17 protein-coding genes and 1 tRNA gene are annotated in these 14,676 nt (G+C 65.2%); 6 read left to right on the top strand and 12 right to left on the bottom strand.

Translation table 11 applies throughout. The features are described from left to right. The first annotated feature begins 36 nt into the window (after positions 1 to 36). Positions 37 to 768, top strand: a complete 732-nt coding sequence (locus M1248_RS25605) for a hypothetical protein (RefSeq protein WP_163729473.1) — start codon at positions 37 to 39, stop codon at positions 766 to 768. 4 nt (positions 769 to 772) lie between these two features. On the opposite strand, the gene M1248_RS25600 is transcribed toward M1248_RS25605, so the two are convergent. After that, entirely contained in the window at positions 773 to 2,053 is a 1,281-nt protein-coding gene (locus M1248_RS25600; RefSeq protein WP_317150107.1) for an acyl-CoA dehydrogenase family protein, read from the bottom strand. Between the two features lie 181 nt (positions 2,054 to 2,234). Here M1248_RS25600 and M1248_RS25595 point away from each other — a divergent pair, with 181 nt between their 5' ends. After that, a complete protein-coding gene (locus tag M1248_RS25595; protein WP_163724392.1) occupies positions 2,235 to 2,396 on the top strand; it encodes a hypothetical protein in 162 nt (53 codons plus the stop codon). Between the two features lie 30 nt (positions 2,397 to 2,426). Here the strand turns inward: M1248_RS25595 and M1248_RS25590 are convergent, their stop codons facing one another. Further along, positions 2,427 to 2,996, bottom strand: a complete 570-nt coding sequence (locus M1248_RS25590; RefSeq protein ID WP_317150106.1) for an alkylhydroperoxidase AhpD family core domain-containing protein — start codon at positions 2,994 to 2,996, stop codon at positions 2,427 to 2,429. Continuing rightward, positions 2,993 to 3,313: a hypothetical protein gene (locus M1248_RS25585; protein ID WP_163729478.1), complete on the bottom strand. Its 321-nt coding sequence runs from the start codon at positions 3,311 to 3,313 to the stop codon at positions 2,993 to 2,995. Before M1248_RS25585 ends, M1248_RS25590 begins: the two co-directional genes overlap by 4 nt. A 99-nt stretch (positions 3,314 to 3,412) precedes the next feature. Here M1248_RS25585 and M1248_RS25580 point away from each other — a divergent pair, with 99 nt between their 5' ends. After that, positions 3,413 to 4,363, top strand: a complete 951-nt coding sequence (locus M1248_RS25580; protein WP_163729480.1) for a lytic transglycosylase domain-containing protein — start codon at positions 3,413 to 3,415, stop codon at positions 4,361 to 4,363. Here the strand turns inward: M1248_RS25580 and M1248_RS25575 are convergent, their stop codons facing one another. After that, positions 4,364 to 5,056 carry an HAD family hydrolase gene (locus tag M1248_RS25575; protein ID WP_163729494.1) on the bottom strand — a complete coding sequence of 231 codons (693 nt, stop codon included), beginning with the start codon at positions 5,054 to 5,056 and terminating at the stop codon, positions 4,364 to 4,366. It lies immediately after the preceding gene. Positions 5,057 to 5,699: 643 nt separating this feature from the next. On the opposite strand from M1248_RS25575, the gene M1248_RS25570 reads away from it, so the two are divergent. Continuing rightward, positions 5,700 to 6,725 carry a hypothetical protein gene (locus M1248_RS25570; protein WP_163729496.1) on the top strand — a complete coding sequence of 342 codons (1,026 nt, stop codon included), beginning with the start codon at positions 5,700 to 5,702 and terminating at the stop codon, positions 6,723 to 6,725. 513 nt (positions 6,726 to 7,238) lie between these two features. Here the strand turns inward: M1248_RS25570 and M1248_RS25565 are convergent. Beyond that, entirely contained in the window at positions 7,239 to 7,598 is a 360-nt protein-coding gene (locus M1248_RS25565) for an STAS domain-containing protein (protein ID WP_317150105.1), read from the bottom strand. Between the two features lie 93 nt (positions 7,599 to 7,691). Continuing rightward, entirely contained in the window at positions 7,692 to 7,973 is a 282-nt protein-coding gene (locus M1248_RS25560) for a GlsB/YeaQ/YmgE family stress response membrane protein (protein WP_163729501.1), read from the bottom strand. Positions 7,974 to 8,105: 132 nt separating this feature from the next. Here M1248_RS25560 and M1248_RS25555 point away from each other — a divergent pair, with 132 nt between their 5' ends. After that, a complete protein-coding gene (locus tag M1248_RS25555; protein WP_163729502.1) occupies positions 8,106 to 8,774 on the top strand; it encodes a LuxR C-terminal-related transcriptional regulator in 669 nt (222 codons plus the stop codon). Positions 8,775 to 8,939: 165 nt separating this feature from the next. Further along, positions 8,940 to 9,155, top strand: coding sequence for a hypothetical protein (locus M1248_RS25550; RefSeq protein ID WP_163729504.1), 216 nt, complete (start codon positions 8,940 to 8,942; stop codon positions 9,153 to 9,155). Between the two features lie 134 nt (positions 9,156 to 9,289). Here the strand turns inward: M1248_RS25550 and M1248_RS25545 are convergent, their stop codons facing one another. The 6 genes from M1248_RS25545 to M1248_RS25520 form a co-directional block, all read right to left on the bottom strand. Then, positions 9,290 to 9,910 carry an antibiotic biosynthesis monooxygenase family protein gene (locus tag M1248_RS25545; RefSeq protein WP_163729507.1) on the bottom strand — a complete coding sequence of 207 codons (621 nt, stop codon included), beginning with the start codon at positions 9,908 to 9,910 and terminating at the stop codon, positions 9,290 to 9,292. A 177-nt stretch (positions 9,911 to 10,087) separates the two neighbouring features. After that, positions 10,088 to 10,555 (bottom strand): glucose-6-phosphate dehydrogenase, encoded by a 468-nt coding sequence (locus M1248_RS25540; protein WP_317150104.1) that lies wholly within the window; start codon positions 10,553 to 10,555, stop codon positions 10,088 to 10,090. A gap of 244 nt (positions 10,556 to 10,799) precedes the next feature. Continuing rightward, positions 10,800 to 10,876, bottom strand: a tRNA-Ile gene (locus M1248_RS25535). 30 nt (positions 10,877 to 10,906) lie between these two features. Further along, positions 10,907 to 11,752, bottom strand: coding sequence for a carboxymuconolactone decarboxylase family protein (locus M1248_RS25530; RefSeq protein ID WP_174262057.1), 846 nt, complete (start codon positions 11,750 to 11,752; stop codon positions 10,907 to 10,909). A 7-nt stretch (positions 11,753 to 11,759) separates the two neighbouring features. Continuing rightward, positions 11,760 to 13,136 (bottom strand): TldD/PmbA family protein, encoded by a 1,377-nt coding sequence (locus M1248_RS25525; protein ID WP_317150103.1) that lies wholly within the window; start codon positions 13,134 to 13,136, stop codon positions 11,760 to 11,762. Positions 13,137 to 13,139: 3 nt separating this feature from the next. Continuing rightward, positions 13,140 to 14,657 (bottom strand): TldD/PmbA family protein, encoded by a 1,518-nt coding sequence (locus M1248_RS25520; RefSeq protein ID WP_317150102.1) that lies wholly within the window; start codon positions 14,655 to 14,657, stop codon positions 13,140 to 13,142. Between the last annotated feature and the right edge of the window lie 19 nt (positions 14,658 to 14,676).

Genomic DNA, 14,676 nt, shown 5'->3' with positions numbered 1-14,676 from the left:
CATCCTGCCCGCGGCCCAGCACGCAGAGGACATTCGATGACAGCGAACCCCGCCACACGCGTCTTGTTCGCGGCGGCCGCGATGGCCACGGCCACCTGGGTTGCCGCGTGTTCGACAAGTACGACCGATACCGGTGCCGGCACGACCGCGCCGGCCGCGACAACCACGGTGACAACGACGGTGACCGCGCCGACGACGGTCGCGCCCGAGCCGTCGCCGACCACGACGAGCACGCCGACCGTGGCGGCAGGTGACTGCGCCATCAACCCGGCGAACAGGCCCGTGCCCGTCGTCGAACGGTATGACGCGGTGTCAGAGGCCGACCAGATCGACGTCTCGATCAGCGGCATACCGTCGGGCACCGTCACCCCCGGCGCAGCACCAGTCGAATTCGAGGTGGAGCTGTGCAACACCTCCCCGGTCTCCTACCCGTCGGTGGGTGTTGTTGTGGTGCTTGAGAATTGCAGCTGCGTGCCCGACGGGCTCCCTATCGCCAAGGGCACCGTCGACTATTTCGATCCGGCTGCCGGCAGCTGGACCCCGCTGGAGCACCCCGCTGCGGGCACGGGTACGGACTTCATGGGCGGTTACGAGAACGTCCAGGAATTCCCGAAGGGCAAGACCGTCTCACTGCGCTACCGGCTCACGCTCGACCCGTCGATGACCAACGGCGAGGGCGGCGTCGCGGCGTACGCGATGAACGCCGATGGATCGCTGAACCAGTTGGGAACGGCGCGATTACCGTTCAACGTCAGAACCGGCGGGTAGGCCGTCAGCGGCGGCGCCCCAAGTACTTCGCGTATGCCTCGGCCGCCGCGGCCAACTCAGGACGCGCGTCGAGCAGCGGCTGCATCTTCTTGCGTGCCTCTTCCCGCTTGTAGGGCAGGAACTCGGTCGGGAAGTTGCCTTCGTGGCGGGTGTAACCGCCCAGCACGCGGCGGGCGACGGTCGCCTTGTGCACCTCGTCGACGCCATCGGCGATACCCATCGTCGGCGCGGCCGCGTACATGGCCTGAATCGGGGTGAGGTCGGTGGTTCCCAGCGATCCGAGGATGTGCAGCGCGTTGAACGACACTTCGCGCAGCGTCTTGGCCATCGTGAACTTGACGGCGGCGATCTCGGTGCGGGCCTCCTGGGTGGACGTGTTGTCGATCTTCCAAGCCGTCTCGAGGACGAACAGGCGCAGCATCTTGATCATCGCGTAGGACTCGGCGATCTTCTCCTGCACCATCTGGTGATCGGAGATGAGTTTGCCGTGCGACTCCCGCGACAGTGCCCGCTCGCACATCATGTCGAAGGCGAGGTTGCACTGCGCGATGGTGCGCATCGCGTGGTGGATGCGGCCGCCACCAAGTCGTCTCTGCGCCAACGTCTTTGCGCCATCTTCGGGACCGAGAAGGTGGTCCAGCGGCACACGGACATCGCGGTAGACGATGTGATTGTGGTTGCGCGGCTCGGGCATGATCTCCACACCCGGCGTGTCACGGGGAACGACGAACATGCCGTTGGTGCACATCACGAAGAGGATGTCGGCCACCCGGCCGGCTGAGGTGAACCACTTCTCGCCGTTGATGACCCATTCGTCGCCGTAACGGACTGCGGTCGTCCTGAACAGGTTGGGGTCGCTGCCGCCCTGCGGTTCGGTCATCGAGTAGGCCGAGAAGATGTCCTGGTTGAGCAGCGGTTTGAGCCACCGCTCCTTCTGCTCCTCGGTCCCGTAGGCGGCGAGCATCTCCATGTTGCCGGTGTCTGGTGCCGAGGCACCGAACATGTGTGGGGCTCCGGCGTACCGACCGATCACCTCATTGAGCAAACCGAGCTTCAGCTGACCGAAGCCGGGACCGCCGAGCTCCTCGTCGAGGAAGATCGCCCAAAGGCCCTGATCTTTGACCTCTTGTTGCAGTTCGCGCACATAGGCCTTTATCGCGGGATCAGGCAAACGCACGGCGTGCGGAAAGATGTGGTCGAGCGGCTCGACCTTTTCCTCGCAGAATTCCTTGACCCAGTCGAGTTTGCGTTGAAACTCCGGTTCGGTGCTGAAATCCCAGGCCATTCAGATCCCCTTGACATCTGTCCCGTGCCGCCGACATCAGTAGTTGTCCACCAGACGCTACGCCGCACCCCTCGGGCTTACCGAAGGCGCACACGTGCCGGCACGGCCGGAGGTTTGAATTTGACGGATCGGGCAAATCACATGTCCGTTAGTTCCAACGCAATACATACAAGAGAAGAGCGTGACCATGATCATCCTCGGCATCATCCTGCTGTTGATCGGCTATTTCACCAGCCTGTCGATCCTCTACACCATCGGCGGAATCCTCATTGTGGTTGGTGTCGTGCTGTGGATCCTTGGCGCAGTCGGCCGTCCGGTCGGCGGGCGAAAAGTCTGGTTCTAGCGCAGGAGGCTCAGCGGCGGCGCTTATCGATTATCCGCGCCGCAGGAGATGTTTGGCGCCGGCATTCATCGCGGCCTGCGTCGCCATATCGAAGTCGAACGCATTGGCCAGTCGGGCGGTGATTCCAAAAGCCAGACCGACGGCCAATGCGTCTTCTATCTGCGCCCGGGTGACGCCGGCGTCGAGCACACCACGCATATCGTCGACATCGATCGCCTGCCCGCAGCTCAGCTTGGCGAGCATATGCAGCGTGGCGCGAAGTTGTCCGTCGATCGGCGCGGTGTCCAGATCCGCAAGGGTGGCAGCGACTTTCGTGGCATCGCCGAACCACAGGGTCGACGTAGCAGAGTGCGCGGCGACGCAGAACGGACTATCCACGCCCTTGGCGACTACAGCCGCCATCAGCTCCCGGTCGCCGACCGACCAGTCCGACGGCCCGCGCATCGCCTCATGGGTTAGGGCCCCGGCACCGTAGAAGTCGGGTCGGTAGAACGCCAGCTTGACGGCGTCGACCACGGGATGACCACTGACCACCCGGATGATGGCGAGCAGGGCTTTCGTGGGCAGGCGGTGGCCGCGATCGAGGATTTCGAGCCTCATCGGGAGCCGCCGGTTTCGCCGGTGGCGGCTGCCAACGCCGCGAGCGCGCCGGTGTACTGGCGGTCCGCCTCACCAACCGCGGCGCACACAACGATCTCGAAAACATGGTCCTCGCTCAGACCGTGGGCGCAGGCGGCGTTGAAGTCGTCGTCACTGACTTGGTCGGCGTGACGAGCCACCTTGTCGACCAGGGACTGCAACGGCTCATCAAGGCCGGCGGCCTCGAACGCCGCGCGGCGCATCTGGAGCGGCGCCGTCCCGCCGCTGCCGAGGACGCGGGCGATCAGCTCGCGATGCAGTCGGTCGATATCGGTCATCGAGCCCAGTCTTTCAGGATTCCGTGGTGCGGGGAACAAGGCGCAGCCGGACTCCGCCGGGCCGACACGGCCGGAGTCGATTCCTGACAGACTCGGGCGGTGAGCCGACAACAGCTGCGGGCGTTGCTCAGCATTGCGGCCGCGGTGTGCGTACTCGCCGGCTGCACGCAGAGTGCTCCACCGGAACCGTCACCTGCACCGACGTCCGCACCCACCACCGCCCCCGTGCAGCCGATGGACCAGCCGACGTCACCTGGTCCGCCGGCAACTTCCTCCGGAGCACAACCGAAGATCTCGTCCGATCCGGCGCAGCTGGCCGACGACCTGGTGGCCGATGAGCGCTCGCTGCGTAACCCGTCGACGGCGGAGCCGGCGCTCACCTCGGCCGCCCGCCGTCAGCAGGCCGCCTATCGGGCGATCGGACGCAACCCCGACTGGGATCCGATCATCCGTCCTCGGATTCCGCCGGAGCTCGTCGCGACGTATGACCGCAACGTCGACGCTCGGCGTCAGCTGTATCCGATGACCGAGGTGAGAGACACCGTTCCGGCGTGGCGGATCGTCGCCCCCGCTCCCGCGGACGCGTTGATGGCTCACTATCGCGAAGCCGAGGCGGCCACGGGCGTCCCCTGGAACTACCTGGCTTCGATACATCTCATCGAGACCCGCTTCGGCAGCATCGAAGGCACCAGCACCGCTGGCGCACAAGGCCCTATGCAATTCCTGCCGTCCACGTTCGAGGCCTACGGCGACGGCGGCGACATCCACTCACTTCGGGACAGCATCATGGCAGCGGGCCGCTACCTCGCCGCTAACAACTTCGCCGGCAATCCCGACAACGCGATCTTCCGGTACAACAACTCGGATCGATACGTGCAAGCGGTTCATGACTACGCCGAGGTCTTGGCGGCCGACCCCGGCGCGTTCGCCGGCTACTACCGATGGGATGTCTACTACCGCACGACCGCCGGCGACGTCCTCCTGCCGATCGGCTACATCTCGACGGCGCCTATCCCGGTTCAGGCCTACCTGGCCGACCATCCGCAGTAACTAGACGACCATCAACGGCCGCCGCCGATGCGCGGGGAGCGGCAGGTCTCCCTCGAGCATCGTTGGTAGCGCGGACATCTTGCCGAACAGTCGTACTTGCCCAACCCAGCAGTTCGAGCCGCGAAAGCTCGGCTGATACCAGTAGACCCGCAGTCCTGCTTCGACAGCGGCTTGCACACCGACCCTGCTGTCTTCGACCGCGATCGCCGCATCCGGCTCGAGTCCGAGGTCCTGGATCGCGGCAAGGTACAGATCGGGAGCGGGCTTCCAGGTTTGGTACTCGTAGGCAGAGAAATGCGCTCCAGGAAAGTGGCGCAACAGCTTTGTGCGTGACAGTCGGTCGTCGATCGTGTCAACCGGCGAGTTCGACACCACGAATTTCGGGTGATCGATCCGGCCGAGCGCGGCGCCGACACCGGGGACGCATCGCAGACGTCGCTCCAAAAAATACTCGGCGAGCTGGCGCACACGAGGCAGTGCGTCCGCAGGCACGTTGACGCCGATGTGCGCGCACAGCATGTCGATCGCTTCCTGCATGCGCCGATCGGCGACCAGGTCGTTGATGTCCGGCGCGAGGATTGTGCCTCCCAGCTGTCTGGCGAAGCATTGCATCGCAAGCGCTTCCGCGTCCTGGGAGTCGACGAGAGTGCCGTCCAGTTCGAAGAGGATGGCAACATCGGAATAGTTGCTCATGTCATTACCAAATTTCTATTAGTTGATGGATGCTCAGACGAGCGCGGGCGCACCGATGTCGATGTGCGTACCGCTCGTATTTGGCTCTGTGCTCGGTCACTGCTTGCCGCACGTCGGTGACGTGCACACCATCGTTGGGATTCGGTGGCGGCGTGAAGATCACGTCGGTGTGCTGTTCCGTCATGGGGTAGAACACTATGAACGTTGCGATCACGTCGGTATAGGCCGATCGGCCCGTCAGCCTGGTGAAACCGTTGTCCCCCAATCGGTGGACACGGGCCCTCTCCGTCGCGACGGCCGATCAGCGGATATCCGCCAAGCTCGCGGCCGCATACTTTTGACGCACCATCGATGACGAGTGGCTGCACGGCGCCCCGCGTTGGTCGCTTCTGATTCGCCAACTATCCGCCGCAGACCTGGCTGCTGCTCGCCGGCAGCTTTCTGATGCGCGCGTTGGGATTCGCCTACCCCTTCCTGAGCTACGTCGTCACCGAGCGTGGGCATGGCCCCACCGTCGTCAGCCTCGCGGCGGCGAACGCGCCTGCTGCGAGATTGCTGCCCAAAAAGGGGCGTTATACCGAGCACGCTGCGACGACGTACGTCACAATACGAAGGCCAACGTCTCCCCCGGAGGGATCGGATCGTGGGGTCTTCCAGGATGGCCGCTACTAGGCCAGATCTCAGCGAGCGGTCTTCTTCGGCCGCGATGATCGTCGCGGTGCCGCTGGCGATTGCTGGTTTCGGGGGGATGGCCACGCGCCCATCGCTGTTCGCGCCTCTGCTCGCGCTGGCCGCGGTTCTCTTGGTCGTCAGCGAAATGATCGTGGACAAGCAAAGGATCCGGAAGCACCGTAAGCGGGTCGGGGGTCGGCAACAGCAGCGTCGCGGCGACCGAGGATGGCGAGCCAAACCGAATCTGCCCCAGCGCGAACGGGAAACGCGGGCGCGGGCCGAAGCCGCCGAAGCCCAAGCCCTGGCTGCCGAGACGCGGGAGCGGGCCGAAGCCGCCGAAGCTCAAGCGTTGGCCGCCGAAGCCGACGCGCTCGCCGCCGAAGCCGAAGCGTTGGCCGCCGAGGCGCGAGCGCAGGCAAAAACCGCCGAGGCCGAAGCCCTCGCTGCCGAAACCGAAGCGCTGGCCGCCGAGGCCAAGGCGCAAGCAGAGGCCGCCCAAGCTCAAGCCCGCGCCGCCGAAACCAAGGCTCACTCGCGCGCACGGACAGAAGCCGCCGAAACCGAAGCCCGTGCCGCTGAAGCCAGGAGAAAGGCAGCAGCCGCCGAAGCCCAGGTCCGCGCCGCGGAAGTCTGGGCACAAGCAGAAGCCGCCGAAGCGCAAGCCCGCGCCGCCGAGGCCAGGAAGCAAGCCGACGCCGCCGAAGCGCAAGCTCGCGCCGCCGAGGCCTGGGCACAAGCAGAAGCCGCGGAAGCGCGAGCCCGCGCCGCCGAGGTGGGTGCCTGCTTGCAGACGCAAGCAGAAGCCGCCAGAACCGAAGCCTGCGCCGCCGAGGCCAGGAAGCAAGCCGAGGCCGCCGAAGCCGAGGCCCGCGTCGCCGAGGTGTGGGCGGCGTCGGAAGCCGCCGAGGCCCGTGAGCGGGCGGCCGAGGCGCGGGCTCGGGCTCTGCAGCTGCGGCTGGAAGCCGAAGGCAGGAAACGCTTTCGCCGCACGGACTAAGTATCGTCCTGAGCTCCTCCGCCTGGAGCGTTCACGCCTACCTGGCCTACCATCCGCAGTGTCCAGCAACCATCAAAGGCCCTCAGCGGCCGGCGATCTGCGGCAACTCCTCGCGAGCATCGCGGGTAGCGCGGACATCTGGCCGACCCAGCAGTCCTCGACCGCGATCGCCGAGTCGTCGAGGAAACTGTGCAGCCACACATAGGGGCTGGCCTGTTGACTACCGCGCGGCGGGCGCAAAAGGCCTTCAGCTGATGAGCGACAGGGCAGGTGCGCTCCACAGGGTTTGGAATATTGTCGAAATCCGATGAAAACGGGGTGCTACCCCCTGTGGTTTGGCCTGCCAGACGCTAGCCTTGAACACAGCACGGGATGGGGCAGGTTGCGTCCAATGGACTTCGAGTCGGTCCGCTGTCCCCTGTTAGACGGCCGCTGGTGCAACTGTGGTGTTAAGCAGCCAGCACCAGGCTGGCCGCCGTCGAACCGCCCTGTGCACAGACGCAGCACTCCCGCCTAGCTCGATGCGCATTTGTCCAACGCTTCGTCGAGGCTGCGGTACACGTCGACGATGGTGTCGATCCCCGTCATTTTGAGCGGACGACCGGTCGAAGGACCATCCGCGACGACGCCAAATCGCGCTGACGGTGCGATCTCTCGGTGCGCGGTGATCAGCAGAGTCATTCCCACTGAGGCCAGAAAGTCAACCCGCGTCAGATCTACGATCAGCGCCGCCGGCCTTTTTCGGACAGCGGCCTCGATCGCGTCGGCCAGTTTGGGCGCGGTGGCCAGGTCCAGGTCTCCCCACACCGCCACTACGACACCACACTCGACCCAGTGCTCGGCGACGCCGAAGTCGATCGTCGATGGATTCACGGTTACCCTCTCCAAACTCGAGTAAAGGAATAGCGACAGCAGAGACCGGCCCCGGAGTGCTTCGGAGCCGACCTCTGTTGTGCATGAACAGCTTTAGCGGCTACGAACCGAGCTGCGTCGTCCGACGCTGATCCAGATCAGCAAGACGACAACGGCACCGATGACGGAACCGAGGATCCCTGAGGGTTGCAGGAAGCCCTCTGAGCTGTCTTTGCCGAAGAGCAGGTAACCGAGGAATCCGCCGACGAAGGAGCCGACGACACCGAGGACAATGGTCATCACGACCGATATGTTCTGTCTGCCGGGGACCAGCAGGCGCGCCAAAGCGCCGGCAAGGAGTCCAATGACAATGATGCTCAGGATGAGTCCGATCATGGCGATGAGCCTTTCTATTGAGCGCTGACTGCGCGCTTGGACCGGCCGGTCGAGCGGGTGCCCGACGCTGCTACCAATGCAACACCCCTAAGGGGGGTGCAGCTACACCCCTAAGTAGGTAATCTCAGACCGGTGGCACCGACCCCCAGCTCCCCGATCACCGTCGCCCTCGTTGACGATTACGACGTCGTGCTGATGGGCGTGGCCAACATGTTCGACCGATACCGCGACCGTGTGGTCGTCGCGGAGATCGACTCCAACATGGGTCTGGAAGACGCGGTGGACATCGTTCTGTACGACTCGTTCGCCCAACCTGAATCCGATCACGAGGAGATCGCACATCTGGTTGCCAACCCGAGGGCACGCCGAGTTGTGGTCTACACGTGGAACTTTCACCCTGAACTCATCGAGAGCGCTCGACAACACGGCGCCGACGGCTACCTCTCCAAGACGTTGCCCGCGCGAGAATTGGTCGCGGCGCTCGAGGCGGTGCACGCCGGAGAGACGATCATCAGCGACGTCCCGCCGCGGGCCCGTAGCGCAGTCGGGCTTGATTGGCCAGGTCGTGGCGAGGGGCTCAGCGACCGGGAATCAGAGATTCTGGCCCTCATCACGCAGGGCAAGAGCAATGCCGATGTCGCGGCGTTGACGTATCTGAGTCCCAACACCATCAAGTCCTACATTCGGACGATCTACCGCAAGATCGGCGTGTCCAGCCGCACGCAAGCCGTCCTATGGGGTGTCCGTCACGGGTTCACACCCGACCACAACCGCATCGAACACTGGAAGGGCGGCCCCTAGGCTCGATCCTCGCGACGTACTAGTCGACCTCTCGCGTTTAGAAACCTCCAAGATCACCGACCAACACTGCTCGTAACGGTTCCCGCATTGGAGAGCCACCGAAAACTACGAGCAGCGTCGTCACGGTAATCCGATCGCTGCTCACCGAGGCGAGAGGACATCGTCATGAATGGTCACTGGAAGGCCGTCGAGGTCGCGGTACCGGTCCACATGCATCCCGTGCACATCAACAATTTCATCACCGCCGAGATTCACATCCGTGCCCGCCGGGCCGGAGAAGCCGTTGCCAACGTGCGGATCGGCGCTCCCCGCGAGTCCCGAGGCGATTTCATCGCCTGGACGGCGTCCTATCTGCCCGCGCCGCAGGTGATTGCTGCCTGATGCACGACTCATCGACCTGTCGCGCCCAGGCTCGCTGCGGCTAGATGAACTTCTCCCGCAACGCATTCGGGCGGGGGTTCTTGGCTTTCTGATGCTCCTTTCGTGAGTGACGGGAGCTATGCGGCAGTCGGACGTCAGGCCATCTCGGGAACGTGCAAGTGGGCGATCGCCAACTCGAAGTTGCACTCGTCGAGGATCTCTGCGGAGGCTTCCCGGGCGCTCGCGGACCTCAGCTCCTCGATCTTGCCCATGTTGTGCTGCAACGCTTCGGAGCTGTCGTAGGCCACCGAAGACACTCCGCGCCCGGTCGCACGGTCGACCAACAGGCTTACGCTGCAAAGCCCTTCGTGTTCGTCCAGTGCGGGCAGCACACCCATCTTGAAGATGTCGATGCCCCGCTCGATCTGGTCGGGCTCCACCTTGACCCAGGTGGCGCGGACGCAGGCGCCCTCACGGCTCTGATGATCACGGTGTAGGACAGCGATCTCCCATTCGGCGACGTCCGGTTCGCCGCCGAACGCCTCCGCGGCGCGTTGACGAATCTCCCGTGCCGCCTCGTCGCTGGCGCGCATCGCCTCCTCGGTCTCCCAGGCGGTGGTGGCGATGCAGCGCCCGGAATCCCGGTCGACCAACAACGAAAGACCGACATAGCCGTCGATGCCCTGCAGCTCGGACATCACATTGTCACGGACATTGGCGATGCCGGCGTCGATGGAATCTTTGTTTGATTGAAGGGTGGTCGTTCGCGCGTACATAATCTGCCTCCTCGATGACGGGGCAGCGTCACGACGGCGCTGCCGTCGGTATACATCGTCCTCCGCTGGGTAGGGTGCGGCAAGGTGCCATCGAACCAAAAACCGTAAACATGTCGCGGTACACCAAACGGCGACTCATCCCGCCGCAGCCGCAGACGATTCGCGTCACGCAAATAGCTACGCGGGCAGATCCACCCGCAGGGCCAGGTGGTCATCGAGTATCCGGCGAAGCGCGGCGTCCATGGGATGCGCGGATGCGAGATCGCGGCCGAGCCGACTGTCCACCACGACTACCGCGCCCGACGGCAGTTCGGCGGTGTCGACCTGATCGACGAACGGGTCGAACAGTGCGGGCGGCGTCGCCAAGTAATACAGCGCCCGGCGCGACTGGTTGAACCCGGCGGCATACATCAGCCCGTGTTGGGTGATCACGAAGAGTTCCGAGGTGACCCTGGCGTCCGGGCTCTCCGCTGTGCCCCATGCGACTGCCGCGCGCCGGCTCTGTGCCAATCGATCCGGGACGTCATCAGTCAGCGTGAACAAGCGTTCGACGAGTGCTCCACCCTTACCCGGATATGCATCGAGGGCGGGTCTGAAGTACCGCTGGAAGATCGCACCGAAATAGTCGTACAGCTGCTCGCTCATCGCGGCTCCCCAGGTTTCAGACGTACTCCTCTATTGTGCGCCCGAACCGTCTGGTGAGCACGACTTTTGTCAGTGATGGACGCCGATCACCGCCAACGCGGCCTGATACCTCTGCCACGCTCAACTCCCTCATCCAGGGAGTGTCAAGGATCAACCGAAGCAGGTGTAAAGCATCAGCCGAAACACTGTCGCCCATCACCCGAAGCACAAACGTCAAGCATCAGCCGACGTCATACACCTGTCATGGTGGGGCGGGCGGGGCTCGAACCCGCGACCAATGGATTATGAGTCCACGGCTCTAACCAACTGAGCTACCGCCCCCAGCTAATGCGGCACCTATATTCGCATGCGCTAACCCGCAGAGACCGTCTGCCCGTCCTCGTCGACGGAGAACAACTCCGTGCCGTCCGTCACGAGCGGGGCATCCACACCCAGCGACACCATGATCTTGTTGGCGGCGTTGCGCATGATGTCCAGTGTCAACTCGAACGCCTGATCCTCCGAGAAGTGCTGGCGAATCTCCGCGGCGAGGTCGGAGCTGATCTGCGAGGGTGACCAGATCATCGCGTCGACGAACCGCAGCGCCGCCTTGTGCGCATCGGTCAACTTCTCCGACGACTCGTACTGCTCGATGTCGCCGTACAAGTCCTCGGATCCGCCGGCGTCCAGCGCGTTGGTCTCCCGGCGCGACTTGCACAGTCGGCAGTTGTGCTGCGTCGCACCCCGCAGCCGCACGACCTCCGTCGTCACCGGGTCCAGCCCGCGCAGCCGTGCCACTGCGGGCAGGAACCCGTTGAGCAGGGCGTCGGTCGGATCGGAATCGTGATCCCACTCGACGGTGCCGCCGTTGCCGTGCCTGCGCAGCCCTAGCGCCTCGAATGCCGCCCACACCCTCGGGACGAAATCAGCGACGAAGATCATCACCACGGTTCGAAACACGTTGTCACCCAGCGCTGTCGCGAACAGCTTGCGCTGATTGTCGGTGATGCCCGATACGTCGACGGCGAACTGCTCGGCGAACGCGCACACCAGTGGCTCGTGCTCGGCTGCCCCGTCGACCAGATCGACCTCCATGGGCAGCGGATGCAAACCCAGCGCCCTGCCGCATGTCAGCCGCATCAGGGTGTCGAGTCGCCCGTCCCCCGACGACATCGCCACCAGACCGCCGATCCGCTCGGCCAGATTCTCGTCACTCACCCAAGGATTATTGCGCCTGGCTCACCGAGGACATGTGGAAGTCGGGGATCCGCAGCGGCGGCATCGTCACCCGCGTCACCCAGTCGCCCCATTCCCTGGGCAGCGTACGGTCCGTGGCACCGGCCTCGGTGGCCCGCCGCAGCAAGTCCAATGGGCTCTCGTTGAACCGGAAATTGTTGACGGCGGCCGTCACCTCACCGTCTTCCACGAGGTACACGCCGTCACGGGTCAGACCCGTAAGCAGCAGCACCGCCGGGTCGACCTCGCGGATGTACCACAGCGTCGTCAACAGCAGGCCGCGCTCGGTGCTCGCGATCATGTCCGCCAGGCTGGCGGTGCCGCCGGTCATCAGCAGGTTGTCCGCGGGCACCGCGACCGGCGCGCCGAATTCCGCGGCCGACGCTCGCGGATACGCCAGCGTGCTGATCGTGCCGTCGCGGATCCAGTCCACACGCCCGATGTCCATCCCGTTGTCGAACACCGACGCGCGCTCCGACGACGCCGACGCCGTGACGAACGGTGTGCACCCCAACCCGTCGGCGAACGGGTCGGAATACAGCGTCAGCGGAAGATCGGTGAGCTTCTCCCCTACCCGCGTCCCACCACCGGGAGCCGAGAGTGCGGTGCGGCCCTCCTCGGCGCCGCGGCCGTCCATCGTCCACCACAGGTAGATCATCATGTCCGCCACCGCCGACGGCGGCATGATCGTCTCGTACCGCCCAGCAGGCAGTTCGACGCTGCGCCGCGCCCAGCCCAGGCGCGTGGACAGCCGCTCGAGCATCGAATCCGTTGGCACATCATCGAAGTCGGGGGTGCTGAAACCCACCCACGCGCTGGCGTCGTCACGCTTGCCGTTGATCTCCACCGAGCCGGTCGGCTGGGTATGGCGCCGCCGCAGCCCGGTCGAGGAGGCCAGGAACGTCGTCTCGACGTCGTGCCGGGCAAACCCGTACAGCTGATCCGCCCCACTGAATCCCCGCGCCGCGAGACTGCCCGCCACGCCGAGGAAGGCCTCCACGCTCGTGCCCGCCACCGGGTCGTCCCAATCGGCGGATGCATCGCCGGCGGGTAACGGTGGCGCGGCATCTGGAGCCTCGAGCGCCGAGAGCGCCGCCTCCTGCGATGCCGCCACCAGACCGGCGATCGACGACGGGTCCACATCACCGGACCGCACCGACCCGACTCGTGCCGTCTTCCCTTGGCGCACAATCGATATCACTGCGGTACTCCGGCTCATCGATTCGCCGTTGGTGGTCATCGAATTGCCCGCCCAGCGCAACGAAGCGTCCGCGCGGTCGGTCACCAGGACGATGGTCTCGTCGGCCTTGCCGAGCCGGTCGGCCTCGGCCAGCGCAGTATCGACCACCTGCTGTGCTCCGATCACCGACTACCGCCCCGACTCGTCGCGCGTATTGAGCACGTTCACCCCGCGGAACAACGCCGACGGGCAGCCGTGACTGACCGCCGCCACCTGGCCGGGCTGCGCCTTGCCGCAGTTAAACGCACCGCCGAGGCGCCATGTCGACGGCCCGCCGACGGCTTCCATCGATCCCCAGAAGTCGGTCGTGGTCGCCTGGTACGCGACGTCGCGCAGCTGACCGTCGAGACGGCCGTCGCGAATCCGGAAGAACCGCTGTCCGGTGAACTGAAAGTTGTAGCGCTGCATGTCGATCGACCATGACTTGTCGCCGACGATGTAGATGCCGTCCTGCACCCGGGCGATGAGATCGTCGGTGCTCAGCTCATCGGTACCGGGCTGCAGCGACACGTTGGCCATCCGCTGAATCGGCACGTGATGCGGCGAGTCGGCATACGAGCAGCCGTTCGAGCGCGCAACACCGAGCCGGGGCGCGAACACCCGATCCAGTTGATAGCCGACGAAGATGCCGTCGCGCACCAGATCCCAGCTCTGCGCGGCCACCCCGTCGTCGTCGTAACCGACACTGGCCAAACCATATTCGACGGTGCGATCGGCGGTGACATTCATCACCGGCGATCCGTAGCGCATGGTGCCCAGCTTGTCGGGGGTGGCGAAGGACGTGCCCGCGTACGCGGACTCGTAGCCGATCGCGCGGTCGTATTCGGTGGCGTGCCCGATGGACTCGTGGATCGTCAACCATAGATTGGTCGGGTCGATCACCAGATCCGTCGGCCCCGCCGAAACGCTGGGCGCCTTTGCCTTTTCAGCCAGCAAGGACGGCAGCTGCGCCAGCTCGTCGGTCCAGTTCCACACGTCGTCGCCCGCGACGACCTCCCAGCCCCGCGCCATCGGCGGCACCAGTGTGCGCATCGTCTCGAACGACCCGGCCGCCGCGTCCACCGTGACGGCGTCCAGCGTCGGCATCAACCGCACCCGCTGCTGCGTGATCGACGAGCCGAACGTATCGGCGTAGAAGGTCTGCTCCTTCATCGCATGGAGCCCGGCCGACACGTGATCCACACCGTCGGCGGCCATCAGCCGGCCGGAGTACTCTCCGAGCACCGCGATCTTGTCCGACGCGGAGACGGCGAACGGGTCGATGCGGTAGTCGGACACCCAGCTGACGTCCGAGTACACCGGCTCGGGCGCCAGCTCGACGTGTTCCGCGTTCAGCGGCTTCAGCGTGGCCGCGACGTGGACGGCGCGGCGCGCGGTCTCGGCGGCCGTGCCGGGATGCAACTCGGCGTGCGAGGCGAAGCCCCACGTGCCGTCGACGATCACCCGCACCGCCAGCCCGATCTCGCGGTTGACCACGGCCGCTTCCAGCTCACCGTCGCGGAGCTGGATGTGGTCCGTCGTGATCGCGTGTATGCGCAGGTCGGCGTAGCTGGCTCCGGCGGCCTTCGCCGCAGATAACGCTGCATCGGCCAGCTCATGGCGCGGCAGCTCGAGGAAGTCGGGGTCGACTTGGCGTTGCGCGGTCACGCCACCACCGTAATAGCGG

The sequence above is a fragment of the Mycobacterium sp. 29Ha genome, from assembly GCF_032883055.1.
In the GTDB taxonomy this organism is placed as follows: domain Bacteria; phylum Actinomycetota; class Actinomycetes; order Mycobacteriales; family Mycobacteriaceae; genus Mycobacterium; species Mycobacterium gallinarum.
Note: the sequence above shows the minus strand (reverse complement) of the source record. Positions and strands in the feature narration are given on the sequence as shown.